Source organism: Chryseobacterium sp. SORGH_AS_0447 (assembly GCF_030818695.1).
Classification (GTDB): Bacteria; Bacteroidota; Bacteroidia; order Flavobacteriales; family Weeksellaceae; genus Chryseobacterium.
The window spans coordinates 3,041,929-3,055,415 of record NZ_JAUTAR010000001.1; the positions used below are offsets into that span (position 1 = coordinate 3,041,929).

Sequence of the window (13,487 nt, forward strand, 5' to 3'; positions counted from 1 at the left end):
TGACTACTTTCTGCTGATTACTTTTTTAGCAGCTTCCACAATATCATTTGCGGTCAGTCCATATTTTTCCATCAGCTGGTCGGGTGTTCCGCTTTCCCCAAAGCTGTCGTTTACCGCAACATATTCCTGCGGCGCCAGATGTTCCGTGATGAGAAGCTGGGCTACGCTGTCGCCCAATCCGCCTAACCGGTTGTGCTCTTCGGCTGTTACTACGCAGCCTGTTTTTTTAACGGAATTAAGAATCGCTTCCGTATCCAGCGGCTTGATCGTATGGATGTTGATGATTTCCGCATCAATCCCCTGCTCTTCCAGCATTTCTCCGGCTTTTATGGCTTCCCAGACCAAATGTCCTGTGGCAACAATCGTTACATCTTTTCCTTCGTTTACCATCCAGGCTTTCCCGATCTCAAATTTTTGATTTTCATCGGTGAAAACAGGAATTACGGGACGTCCGAAACGCAGGTAAACCGGGCCTTCGTAATCTGCAATGGCAATGGTGGCTGCTTTGGTCTGGTTATAATCGCAGGTGTTGATCACCGTCATTCCCGGCAGCATCTTCATCAGCCCGATGTCTTCCAGGATCTGGTGGGTCGCACCGTCTTCTCCAAGGGTAAGCCCGGCGTGGGAAGCGCAGATTTTTACATTCTTCCCGGAATAAGCCACCGACTGACGGATCTGGTCGTAAACTCTTCCTGTAGAGAAGTTGGCAAATGTTCCGGTAAAAGGAATCTTTCCTTCTATGGCCAGCCCGGCTGCAATGCCGATCATATTGGCTTCAGCAATTCCGATCTGGAAAAAACGTTCGGGTGCTTTCTCGATGAACTTTTCCATTTTCAGGGAGCCGATAAGGTCGGCGCAAAGAGCTACGACTTCAGGATTTTTGTCTGCCAGTTCCGCAAGACCGGCTCCGAAACCGCTTCGGGTATCTTTTTTTTCTGTGTAGATATATTCTTTCATGTGTAAATCTGTTGATGGTTGTCAGTTGATGGTCGTCAGAAGTTGAAGAGAGGTATACATTAATTGTTTTCTATCAACGAAAAACGATCAACCGACAACGAATTAATAATCGCCCAAAGTTTCTTCCAGCTGATCCAGTGCTTTTGCCAGCTGCTCGTCATTCGGTGCTTTTCCGTGCCATGCGTGGCTGCCCATCATATAATCTACTCCGTAGCCCATTCCTGTTTTTAATAGAATACAGATCGGCTGTCCTTTTCCGGCTAATGATTTGGCTTCATCCAGAACTTTTAGAATTTCTTCCATATCGTTTCCGTTTTCCACTTCCAGCACTTTCCAGTCAAAGGCTTCAAACTTAGCTTTAAGATTGCTTAAAGAAAGTACTTTAGAAGTCGGTCCGTCAATCTGCTGCCCGTTATAATCGATGGTTGCAATCAGATTATCCACTTTGTTGTGAGAAGCATACATGATGGCTTCCCAGTTTTGTCCTTCCTGCAATTCGCCGTCACCGTGTAGGCTGAAAACAAGATGCTGGTCTTTGTTCAGTTTTTTTCCTGCTGCGTGACCAATAGCCACCGACATCCCCTGCCCGAGAGAACCCGATGCAATGCGGACTCCGGGAAGATGTTCGTGTGTTGTAGGATGGCCCTGAAGCCTGGAATTCAGTTTTCTGAAGGTTGCCAGTTCGGATTTGTCGAAATAACCCGCGTGTGCCAGAACGCTGTAAAAAACCGGGGAAATGTGGCCGTTGGAAAGATAAAATACATCTTCGCCTTTTCCCGTCATATCGAAACCATCTTTTCTGTCCATTGCATCGAAATACAAAGCGACCAAAAAATCGGTACAGCCTAATGAACCACCGGGATGTCCCGACTGGCAGGCATGAACCATTCTTACAATATCTCTCCGAACCTGCGAAGCGATGCTTTTTAATTTTGAAATATCGTGCATACCGTTACTGCATTTTTTGTGAATCTTTGATGAACTGCTCCAGGCCATTGTCTGTTAAAGGATGTTTAAGCAGCGACAAAATCGGAGGCAGCGGGCAGGTTACCACATCAGCACCGATTTTAGCACAGTTGATGATGTGCATGCTGTGGCGTACGGAAGCAGCAAGAATTTCAGTTTCAAATCCGAAATTATCGAAAATAGTACGGATCTCCTGGATCAGATGAAGACCGTCGGTAGAAACATCATCCAGCCTCCCCAGAAACGGAGAAACATAAGTTGCTCCTGCTTTGGCTGCCAGAAGTGCCTGTCCTGAAGAGAAAATCAGAGTACAGTTGGTCCGGATCCCTTTTTCTGAAAAATACTTGATGGCTTTGATGCCGTCTTTTGTTATGGGAACCTTCACTACAATCTGCGGGTGAAGCGCGGCCAGCTCCTCTCCTTCGGCGATCATTTCTTCGTAAGTGATTCCTAATACTTCCGCACTTACATCACCGTCTACGATTTCACAAATTTCAAGATAGTGATTCAGAATGTTATGCTTTCCGGAAACGCCTTCTTTTGCCATCAGCGAAGGATTGGTCGTAACGCCGTCTAAAATTCCCAAAGCGTTCGCCTCTTCTATCATCGCCAGATTGGCTGTGTCGATAAAAAATTTCATTTAAAATAAAGTTAGTTTTATATAAGTGTTAAATTTACACTTAATTTAATAAGCAGACAAATTTCTGTCTTTAAAAAGATCATTCATATTATCCGGTTACAATTTGTGTAAAAAATTATTTCAAAAATCCAGTTTAGCTTTTGGTATTTAAACCACAAAAGCTATTCATGACTTTTGTGGTTTAAATGGTATATGAAATCAAATTAATTGTGATGTCCCATATTCAGCTTGATTTTCTTCAGATCCTCCAGTTCGTTTACCGGGCGCTCGATATCGTAAGGAATCGGCTGTTTTGAGAACGTCTGGAAATAGAGCAGGCAGGCATCCTTCCACCACACGGCATCTTTTGCATGGATTTTCAATTTTGACTGAACTTCTGAAAACCGCTGTTCATCGATGTAAGGCTGCATCCGATCCCAAGTTTTCTGGTATTCTCTCACCTGATGAACTCCTGAATCGTATTTGTAGCACAGCTCGTCCCAAAGGGTTTTGCCGTCTTTCATTTTATAATCCCAAGGCACATGATGGAACCAAAGAAGAAGATCATCCGGGCAGGTTTCGATGTTTCCGTAGATTTCGTTCAATGGCGGAAAATACTGGGAAACGGCATTGCTTCCGGTTCTGGTTCTGTCGAAGCCGATTCCTTTTGCATCTGCCTGATGGTAATACACCGGCGACCAGTCCGGTCTTCCGCCTTTATAGTCACCCCAGGGTTCCGGGCCATAATGGTGGTTTCCGGCGAAAATATGATGTAAGCCTAACGGCATCATATAATCCACCACGGTTTCGCGGGAAGTGAGCATGATCTGTTTCACCGGATTTAAAAATTCCGGCTTGTCGGTAAAGGTCATTTTAATCCATTCATCGGCGATCTGTTCGGAGGTCAGTTCATGGTTCCAGGCCAGTCTTCCGAAGGCGTACCAGTTGGATTGGGCAAACTGATGGCCGGTCCAGTCCGTATCTTCCCCGATGTTGGCTACTCCGGATATCGCTGTTATTTTGCCCGGTCTTAAAGTCCCGTCCGTAATCTTTGCAATGGTAGATCCTTTGCCGTCCGCATAGGTGTCGCTTTCAAGGGTTTCCTTGAACAATGGCGACAGAAATACCAGGTGATTGGCCTGTCCCAGATATTCCTGGGTAATCTGGAATTCCACCATTTCCGGGGTTTTTCTCAATGCTCCGAAAAGGGGATTGAAAGCTTCTCTCGGCTGAAAATCGATCGGCCCGTTTTTGATCTGGATGATTACATTATCCCTGAATTTTCCGTCCAGCGGAACAAATTCCAGATAGGCCTGCTTGGCCCGGTCTTCTTTGCTCGGACTGTACACAAACGCCCGCCACATCACGATTCCACCGTAAGGCTTCAGCACATCGGCCATCATATTGGCACCGTCAGCGTGAGTTCTTCCGTAATCCTGCGGCCCCGGCTGCCCTTCTGAATTGGCTTTCACCAGAAACCCTCCGAAGTCCGGAATCAATTTGTAAATTTCAGCCGCCTTGTCTTTCCACCATTTCTGTACGTCTTTATTCAACGGATCTGAATTTTCCGTTTTTCCCAACACTTTAGGAGAGGAAAAGTTCACGGAAAGGTAAACTTTAATCCCGTAAGGTCTGAAAATGTCTGCCAGGATTTTTACTTTTTTAAGATAGTCCTCCCGAAGCATATTCGGCGAAGCATTTACGTTGTTCAGTACGGTGGCGTTGATACCGATGGAAGCATTGGCTCTTGCATACGCTTCATATCTCGGCGAAACGGTATTGGGCAGGTCTTCCCATTTCCAAAGCGAATGGCCTGCATACCCGCGTTCAATGCTGCCGTCCAGATTGTCCCAATGGTTGAGAACCCGTACATCAAACGAAGGTTTTTCGGTGATGTTGAGGTTTGTCGTTGAAGCATGGGTCTGCTGAAGCCTCAGAATATGATACACACCATACAGCAATCCGGTTTCTTTCCCCGCAGAAATTACAATTTTGTTCTGAACGGATTTGATAGTGTATCCGTCTTTCAGGTTTTTCAATGATTTTTCTGTGCGGAGTTCCACGGTCTGTCCCTGCCAGTGGCTGCTCAGTTCTTTGCGGGCAATGTTCAGCGTCGGGCTGTTTCCTCTGGAAATGATTTTATCTGATGAAATACCGTTCTTCGCCGGAAACCGTAGCCAGAGCTGACTGCCGTCTTCTGCAAAAACCGTTAACGGAATCATGAATAATAAGACCAGGTACATTCTGAAATTATGCATCGGGATTTACTTTAATTTTGATTTGAATTGAACAGGGTTTGCCTGTTGTATTTTTTCCCATAGGTTTCACCTATGGCTGTTGGAACCATGTCAGGGTTTAGAACCCTGACATGGTTGATCCAAGATTACTGATTTTCTTCCAGCCCTTCAATGGTTTTAATCTTGCCATCGTTATCATATTCGATTTCAACGACCTTCATGCTTCTCAGCCACGTTCTTCCCCCGCTTGGAACGGAATCATGGAAGAACAGATACCACTTCCCTTCAAATTCCACAATGCTGTGGTGCGTGGTCCATCCTACCACTGGTGTCAGGATCTCTCCCTGGAAGGTAAACGGACCATAAGGATTATCACCGGTTGCATAGCAGATCAGGTGCGTATCTCCCGTGGAATAAGAGAAATAATATTTATCATTGTACTTATGCATCCACGAAGCTTCGAAAAAGTGGTGCTTGTCGCCATGAAGCAGCGGATTTTCGTTTTCATCAAGAATAAGAACGTCTTTTGGCTCTTCGCCAAATTCCAACATATTGTCACTCAACATCACTACTTTTGATGGAATGGCAGGCTCGTCGTTATTCGGGATCACCGCAGATTCCAAAGCTTTGTTGTTGCGGTACCGCTGCAATTGCCCGCCCCAGATTCCTCCGAAGTACATATAATGCTTTCCGTTGTCTTCAAAAAGGCAGGGATCGATGCTGTAACTGCCCATCATCGGATGTTTTTCCGGAACAAACGGCCCGTATGGTTTATCACTCACCGCGACTCCAATTCTGAAAATGTCGTTTTTGTCCTTTAGCGGAAAATACATATAATATTTACCGTCTTTATGGGCTACATCGCAATCCCACAACTGTCTTCCCGACCATGGAATATCCTCTACCGAAAGCACTACGCCGTGGTCTGTAATGTCACCGTTTTCCACGTTATCAAGGGAAAAAACGTGGTAATCATTCATATCGAAATGGTCGCCGTTGTCATTTTCTTCAATGCCGCTTTCACGGTCGTGGGACGGATAGATATACAGTTTGCCTTCAAAAACGTGTACAGAAGGATCAGCCATATAGTCTTTCGGGAAAAGGTATTTTGCTTTGTTCATTTTTTATAGTTTAGACTTTTAGATAATTGATTTTGTTTTCAACCACAAAAGTCACAAAAAATTTCATTCTGCTTCAAGCTATTCAAAAGTTCAGAAAAGAATTATCATATCGCTTTTTTGTTCTATTGAACCGCTCTATTTTCAAGCATTTCTTTTGTGTCTTTTGCGGTTTATTAATTTTACTTTGTTAATTCAATAATTTTCTCTACTACCGGTTTTGCCTGGTAATTACGGTCGAAAAGAAGCGGATAATCGGTTCTGCCTTTTACCGGAAAATCGTTTTTCCAAGACTGATTGTCGGTAACGCCCCATAAAGTAACCCTCCGGATTTCATTTTTATGCTTCAGGAACAATCTGAAGAAATCCAGATAACGGGTTTCCCATTCTTTCTGAACATTTTCAGGAAGCCCTTTGGTGTAAGGATTCATTTTCGCTTCGTACTCCACTTTGTCGGAAACGTTGGCCGAAGTTCCCCACGGCGAAGGAAGCGCACTGATTTCCATTTCGGTAACATTTACTTTTACGCCGGCCGCGGCATAATCCGTTAAGGCTTTCTCGTATTCTTCCAGTTTCGGATTGTCCAGTCCTACGTGGGTTTGCATTCCTACTCCATCGATCCGGATTCCTCTTGATCTTAAATCCTTAACGATTCTGGTAACGGTCTTTACTTTTTCCGGAAACCATTCGTTGTAATCGTTGTAATACAGTTCGGCATTAGGATCTGCTTCCTGTGCGTATTGGAAAGCAAGCGGAATAAATTCTTCACCAAGGATTTCGTAAAACTTAGACTTTCTGTAAGTTCCGTCTTCCATAATGGCTTCGTTTACGACATCCCAGCCTTTTACCCGGCCTTTATACCTGCCGACCAACGTGGAAATGTGAGTTTTCATCCTTTGTTTAAGAACTTCCGGTGAAACGTCTTTCCCGTCCTTGCCTACAAAAAACCATTTTGGCAGCTGCGAATGCCAAACTAGGGTATGACCGATAATGAACATCTTGTTTTTCTCTCCGAAAGCTACAAACTTATCGGCATCACCAAAGAAAAACTTCCCTTCCTGAGGCTGGATGAACATGGATTTCATACAGTTCTCCGCAACGATGGAACTGAACTGCTTTCTGATGATGTCATCCGATTTTACATCGGTCCCATCAATCTGCGGAAGGCTCATTGCGGTTCCGATATAGAATTTATTTTTGAATGCATTTTTCAGGGAGTCGCCGGAAGATGCGGTCTGTGCTGTTTTACACGAAACCGTAAGGGCTAAAATTCCTAATAATGCGGCTGCTTTCTTCATAATCAATTTTTTATAATTTATCCGTCTATTAACAGGTACTCCTATGGAGCTCTCCATTTTCTAAGAGGCTTATCTGATAATCTTTTTGTTTATCTGATTGAGCCTTATTTGTTGAAATTTAATCTTCTTTTTTCTTCTTTCTTTAAGATCCTGCTCGATCTGCACTTCCATTTTTTTGTTGATCTCATAGAACATCAGGAGTCCGCAGGCTGCAAAAAACGGAATGGCCGGGAAAATACTCACCAGCATTTTTGCACCGCTGGCCACCGTTTCCGGCTGGATGACATTTTCCGTTCCTTCGGATGAAATGTAACCGTAATGTCCGATAATGGAAGAAACCAATGAGCTTCCGATACTTAATCCCACTTTTAATCCGACCATCATGGCTGAGAAAATAATCGCTGTAGCGCGTCGGTTGTTTTTCCACTCGGAATAGTCGGCTACATCGGCAATCATCGCCCAAAGCAGCGGCGTGCTGATCCCATAGAAAAAGCCGTGGAGGATCTGGGAAAGGAACATTAATCCTACCGATTTCGGCGGATAGAATATAAAAGCAACAATGAATAAGGTAGAAATAAAAAGGGAAGCAATAAATGCATCTCTTTTACCGTATTTATCGGCAAATCTTTTAGAGAAGGTAATCCCCACAATCATCATGATGATCCCTCCGGCATTGAACAGTCCGAAACCTGCTGATCTCGGATCTTCCCCGAAGAAATTCATCCCGATGGAATTAAAAAAGTTTGTAATCGGTGAAATGAATGAAGCTAAAGCCGGCTCGTCTACATAATTGTTGAAGTAATAGACGTATGAACCTCCCTTCATCGCCAGGGTGATAAAAATAAGAGCGGTTACGGTAAGCATAATTATCCACGGCTTATTTTTGGAAAGGTCTTTCAGATCTTCTTTCAAACTTGATTTCTGTTCGGAAGTCGGAATAATCCTTTCTTTCGTCGTAAAAAAAGTAATCAGCAGCATCACCGAGCCGATAACAGCTAACCACGTCATTACCGTTTCAATACCGGCTGCTTTGTCGCCATGTCCTACGGACAAAATGATGGGAAGCATGAATACCTGAACAAAGAACTGGGCAAACATTACCGCTACAAAACGGTAGGAAGAAATGCTGTTCCGCTCTCCCATATCACCCGTAATTACTCCGCTTAGTGCGGCATACGGCAGATTATTGGCCGCATACAGTAATAAAAGTATGGAATACGTAATGGCTGCGTAGATCATTTTTCCTTTATAGGAAAAGCCGGGTGTGCTGAAGGCCAGAAACGCCGCAATTCCCAACGGAACGGCTGTAAATAAGATCCACGGACGGAATTTCCCCCATTTGGTTTTGGTACGGTCTGCCAGAGCACCGATCACCGGATTGAATCCGAAACCTGCGATAAGACCGACAATAAGAGTAATAATGGAAGCATCTTCCGGCTTGAGTCCGTAAATATCGGTATAAAAATAAGCGAGGTACGTAACCAGGGTCTGAAAAACGAGGTTGGCCGCAAGGTCACCTAAGCTGTAGCCTATTTTTTCGGATACTGATATTTTCTGTGGATGATTATTCATTTTTAGATATGAGGATTAAATTAATTTTTTTCTGTTGTAAAAGGTGAAGCAGGAAGCCCGGCTGTGTTTTTGAGATTGCCGTCCGGATTGTCGGCCCAGTCGTAGCGTACGGCTACCGGATTTTTAACCGCTTCATTCCAGACGATAACTTTCTTACCTTCCGTTTTTGCCTTCGCCCAGGCCCAGCTTCCGTCTGAATTTTTGATGGCAAAGCCTTTCAATTCGGCTACTCTTGCAAGATCATCTGTCCCGGTTTTGAAAGAAAGTATGATTTTATTTCCTTCCGTCTTCATCGACTGATAGACCGGTCCGTCTGCCACGATCTTCTTTTTATCGGCTATTTTCAAAGCCTGGAAAGCCAACCGGTCTCCGACTGCTTTTTTATTCAGCGGGTGGATGTCATTCCACTCTCCTACGTCGATGGTTACGGCCAGTCCGGTATTCGGAATGGTCTGGGAAACTAAGCGCTGCTGATCCCTCAGTTCTGCCCAGTTGCTTTCGATCGGCTGGCTTTTGGTCTCCATGAAGTTGGCCAGCTGCACAATCAGGAATGGCGCGTTTTGCTCATTCCATTTATTGCGCCAGTCATTGATCATGGTCGTCAGCAGGTCGCCGTATTCTTTCGGTTTTCCGGTATTGCTTTCGCCTTGGTACCAGAGGAATCCTTTTACTTTATAATTGGTGAGCGGATTGATCATTGAATTGTACAATCCAGTAGGTTTCCAGCGGATAAAGGTTTGTCCGGGAGCCACTCTCGACATTTTTGCGCCGACTTTATATTTCCAATTTCCGGTAAGATCTATTTTCTGACCTCCGACTTCCAGGTAGTATGGTTTGTCCGCAATGAACTGCCCTCTTCCGCTTCCGTTGGTGATGCGGACCGTAATGATGTTCTTTCCATCCTTCAGTACACCTGCCGGAATGTCGTACCAGCGTGGCGGATATTCATAGGTTACATTTCCGACCTTAACGCCATTGATGTAAGTAACATCAGCATCCCTTATTCTTCCTAAATTTAAAAATGCCGGTTTACCGGATGATCCGGCCGGTACATTGATTTCTTTTCTCAGCCAAACCGTTCCGTCAAAAGATCCTTCCTGATCTTCCCATGATCCCGGAACTTTTAGGGTTTTCCATCCGGAGTCATCGACATCCGCTTTTTCCCAATGCTGTGCCAATCCGGGATCGTTCTGGTCAAGTTCGGTATACCAGGCTCTGCTGGCTGCCTGCTCACCCGATTCCGTGGATTTAATCAGGTCATCGTTCTGCCATTTTTTAGCTTCATCAAGATATTCAGGATATTTTTTCAGGGAATTCGTATCCATCCAGGCCTGAACCGGAGATCCTCCGAGGCTGGTATGAATGATTCCCACCGGAACTTTATCTTCGGCATTGATTTCTTTGGCAAAAAAATACGCTACCCCTGAAAAATCAAGAATGGTCTGCGGATCGGTGGATTGCCATTTCCCACCGTCCAGCTCCGTTTGTGGAGTTTTGAAATTGTATTTTTGCGGTACCGTGAAGAACCGGATGTTTTTATTGTTGGCATTTTTAATTTCGTTACTGTACAATGGTGTCAGCCTCCGCATCGGAAGCTCCATGTTGGATTGTCCGGAAGCTACCCACACATCACCGATCAGGATGTCTTTCAGGGTAATTTCGTTGATGGTCATTACATAAGGTCCGCCGGCTTTCAGTTCGGGAAGCATGATGTTCCAGTTCCCGCTTTTATCGGCGCTGGTGGTGTAGGTTTTATTTAAAAATTTTACATTCACCTTTTCTCCTGCATCGGCCGACCCCCAGATTTTAAGCGGCATATTTCTCTGCAGGATCATCCCGTCCGAAACCAGGGCAGGAAGCTTTACTTTGGCTTCCATCATGGAAATACTGAAAATGCTGACAAGCAGAAAAGAGGCCGTTTTGGACTTATATATATTCATGGAATGATCTGTTATTTAAATTACTTGATGGATTTTTCATAGTTTTGGGTGAGAAGCCGGACTTCAATAATCCTCGAGGTCATGGCCTGGTCCTCCGCAAAGAATTTTACGGTGAGGCTTTCTTTGCTTTTTTCCGAATCCGGTACCGGCAGAAGCAGATACTGAGGCGAATTTCCGGCTTTGCCTTCGAGTTTTTTAGCGAAGACTTTCTTACCGTTGATTTCAGCATTCAGCATACGCCCGGCATTATTATCGAAGTACAGTACATACAGGAAAGTTGCGTTTTTACCGGGATTTTTCATACGGTAGCTGAACCAGCCTTTGGCATCACGGAAATGCCGGTCTTCCATATATCCCGTGTTGGAATCTTTACTTTCAAAGAAATGATCGGATTCCGGCTGCTGTTCTCCCAGCTGGATCTTATCGATGGTAATCTGGTCGAGCTTACGGGTTTCTGCTTCTTCCAGCGCTCTTTGTTTCTGTACGGCTTGTATCTTGTCCCGGTCTGCCTGCGGCCAGTACAGGATATACCGTTCTTCCTGAATGGTATAAAACGGAACCAGCTGAAGCCCTTTGGTGTATTTTTCAGAAGGATATAACCCGTTGATGCTGAACGAAAGGTTTTTGCCGCTTACCGGCTGTACATGGTTCAGGACTTCCGAGGCATTTCCTTCAATGACAGGAATTTCATTTAAAGGAATCTGCGGACCATGCGCGATATGCCCGCCGCGGCTGTCATCCGCCAGAAGCCCCTGCTGGTTTTCCTTTCCATAAGGAGCAGCAAGAACAACAGGACCATATTTAAAGGCATAATAATCCGACTGATCCGGCAGCTGTTCTGCCGTAAGGTGCATCGGCAGTTTCATTTCCACCGTATCTCCTTTTTTCCATTTTTTCGTCAGAGTATAATAGCCGTCTGCATCAGGCTGTACGCTTTGCAGCTTGCCGTTAATCAGGATTTTCACTTCCGAAGGCGTTGCCCATTCCGGAGACCGGAGTTTAAGATTCAGTACCGAATTCCCGGTAAGATCAAAAACCAGTTTTGTTTCCGGATTTTCAGGAAAATTATTGATCTGACGCAACATTACTTTTTTTTCTGCCCATTGTAAGGTAGACGGAATAAATAAATTCACATACAGGTCCTGATCAGAATGTGCATAAATCATTTCGCCGTATTTGGCGTGGTTTTCCATTCCCGATCCTACACAGCACCAGAAGCTGGTCTGCGGCTGCGAATATACCCGGTAATGACCGGGACGCATCGGCGTGAAATAGACAAAACCGCCTTTTTCATGATTCTCTGTGGAAAGGATATGATTGTACAATGCCCGCTCGTAATAATCCATATAATAGGATTTGGGCAAAGTGGCGAAAAGCTGTTTCGTAAGCTTCAGCATATTATAGGTATTGCAGGTCTCAGGGCCTTCAATACTTTTGATCATGCTGCTGAAATCGTTTACCGGATTGAAATGCTCGCTCACGCTGTTCCCTCCGATAGCCGAAGACCTTTTTTCGGTTACGTTATGCCAGAAAAAATCGGCAGCGGCATTCCATGAGGTATTATCTTCAAGATCGGCAATTCTTTTGTAGCCGATCACTTTCGGGATCTGTGTATTGGCATGGATTCCCGTAAGTTTATCTTCACCGTTCAGCAATGGGTTCAGGATCGCCTGATGGGAAAACCGGTGTGCCAGCTGAAGGTATTTTTTATTTTTGGTTATATCATAAACATCGGCAAAAACTTCATTGAGCCCGCCGTGCTCGCTGCGGAGCATTTCCTGGATCTGTTCATCAGAAAGTTTTGATACTTCATTGGCCATCCAATCCGTTAACCGAATAAGCATATCTTTTGCCTTTTCACTTCCCGCATACCAATAGGCATCCCGCAGTCCGGAATAGGTTTTATGGATATTATACAAAGGAACCCAACGGTCATTCAGTCCGAAACCGGAAGCACGGATGTTTCCATCTGCAATTTCGTTCCAGATTTTTTTACCGTTCGGAATTCCTGACATATAGCCGTTCCCGGAAGCTTTCTGGCAACGTTCCAGCTCGTCCAGCATATAGTCCAGCCGTTGTTTTACTTTTGCATCTTTTGTAGAAGCGTAAAGCAAGGACAGTGCTGAAAGATAATGCCCGCCGACATGTCCGTCCAGCCCGGTATTTTCCCAATTGGGATAATTAGCAGCTTTAGCAGGAAGGCCAACCTCTTTCAGATAAGGAGCCAAGAGCCGGTCCGGTTCCATGGCCATCACATAGCTTTTGTCGGCCTGCATCGCTTTGCTGAAGACACTTTCTGACAACTGCACGGTATTCAGCGGGAAATACCGGATGCTTTTCTTCACCTGAGCAAAGGTAACTGTAGCAAAACCCAGCAATAATAAAGACAGTTTTTCTGTTCATTAATAAATGTTATTTCAACATTTCTAAAATAACGGAAAGAATCAATATACAAAACAATTTGTGAAAACCGGGAAACAACCCATGAACAAATTATATCCCTACGGGCATTCAAAAACCGTGAAACGGCCCTACCTTATCATAAAAAATAAGATTATATACGATCAGGAAAATCAGATTAATAACCTGAAACCAGCACTATTTAAAACAGATATAAAGAAATTGTATGGAATTGTTAATTATCTTCCGAATTACTTATCGTATTTTTAAGATTAAGCCCGAAAAATCAATTCTCTAATTCCGAATTTAAAGATTATCAAATTTTAACACAATTTTAACATTGCATTCATATAGATTTAATGTGTTTTGCATCGTTTTTT

Annotated in this window: 9 protein-coding genes; all 9 read right to left on the reverse strand. The window is 44.3% G+C overall.

The features are described 5' to 3' along the window. Positions 1-3: 3 nt before the first annotated feature. On the reverse strand, positions 4-957 hold the full coding sequence (locus QE422_RS14030) for a transketolase family protein (protein WP_307459551.1): 954 nt from the start codon (positions 955-957) through the stop codon (positions 4-6). 102 nt (positions 958-1,059) lie between these two features. Further along, positions 1,060-1,905 carry a transketolase gene (locus QE422_RS14035; RefSeq protein ID WP_307459554.1) on the reverse strand — a complete coding sequence of 282 codons (846 nt, stop codon included), beginning with the start codon at positions 1,903-1,905 and terminating at the stop codon, positions 1,060-1,062. Positions 1,906-1,909: 4 nt separating this feature from the next. Next, entirely contained in the window at positions 1,910-2,563 is a 654-nt protein-coding gene (gene fsa / locus QE422_RS14040; protein ID WP_307459557.1) for a fructose-6-phosphate aldolase, read from the reverse strand. Between the two features lie 203 nt (positions 2,564-2,766). Continuing rightward, entirely contained in the window at positions 2,767-4,800 is a 2,034-nt protein-coding gene (locus QE422_RS14045) for an alpha-glucuronidase (RefSeq protein WP_307459560.1), read from the reverse strand. A 125-nt stretch (positions 4,801-4,925) separates the two neighbouring features. After that, positions 4,926-5,900, reverse strand: coding sequence for a glycoside hydrolase family 43 protein (locus QE422_RS14050; protein ID WP_307459563.1), 975 nt, complete (start codon positions 5,898-5,900; stop codon positions 4,926-4,928). Between the two features lie 179 nt (positions 5,901-6,079). Further along, positions 6,080-7,195 (reverse strand): endo-1,4-beta-xylanase, encoded by a 1,116-nt coding sequence (locus QE422_RS14055; RefSeq protein WP_307459566.1) that lies wholly within the window; start codon positions 7,193-7,195, stop codon positions 6,080-6,082. Between the two features lie 69 nt (positions 7,196-7,264). Further along, positions 7,265-8,767 carry an MFS transporter gene (locus tag QE422_RS14060; RefSeq protein WP_307459568.1) on the reverse strand — a complete coding sequence of 501 codons (1,503 nt, stop codon included), beginning with the start codon at positions 8,765-8,767 and terminating at the stop codon, positions 7,265-7,267. Positions 8,768-8,787: 20 nt separating this feature from the next. Next, entirely contained in the window at positions 8,788-10,707 is a 1,920-nt protein-coding gene (locus QE422_RS14065) for a sialate O-acetylesterase (RefSeq protein ID WP_307459571.1), read from the reverse strand. Positions 10,708-10,727: 20 nt separating this feature from the next. Then, the gene (locus QE422_RS14070; RefSeq protein ID WP_307459574.1) at positions 10,728-13,085 is read right to left on the reverse strand and encodes a glycoside hydrolase family 127 protein; all 2,358 of its coding nucleotides are present in this window, start codon (positions 13,083-13,085) and stop codon (positions 10,728-10,730) included. Between the last annotated feature and the right edge of the window lie 402 nt (positions 13,086-13,487).

What these genes read in the sequence shown, in the direction of transcription:
- QE422_RS14030 (WP_307459551.1), bottom strand. Translation starts at nt 957, where the DNA reads ATGAAAGAATATATCTACACAGAAAAAAAAGATACCCGAAGCGGTTTC.
- QE422_RS14035 (WP_307459554.1), bottom strand. Translation starts at nt 1,905, where the DNA reads ATGCACGATATTTCAAAATTAAAAAGCATCGCTTCGCAGGTTCGGAGA.
- fsa (WP_307459557.1), bottom strand. Translation starts at nt 2,563, where the DNA reads ATGAAATTTTTTATCGACACAGCCAATCTGGCGATGATAGAAGAGGCG.
- QE422_RS14045 (WP_307459560.1), bottom strand. Translation starts at nt 4,800, where the DNA reads ATGCATAATTTCAGAATGTACCTGGTCTTATTATTCATGATTCCGTTA.
- QE422_RS14050 (WP_307459563.1), bottom strand. Translation starts at nt 5,900, where the DNA reads ATGAACAAAGCAAAATACCTTTTCCCGAAAGACTATATGGCTGATCCT.
- QE422_RS14055 (WP_307459566.1), bottom strand. Translation starts at nt 7,195, where the DNA reads ATGAAGAAAGCAGCCGCATTATTAGGAATTTTAGCCCTTACGGTTTCG.
- QE422_RS14060 (WP_307459568.1), bottom strand. Translation starts at nt 8,767, where the DNA reads ATGAATAATCATCCACAGAAAATATCAGTATCCGAAAAAATAGGCTAC.
- QE422_RS14065 (WP_307459571.1), bottom strand. Translation starts at nt 10,707, where the DNA reads ATGAATATATATAAGTCCAAAACGGCCTCTTTTCTGCTTGTCAGCATT.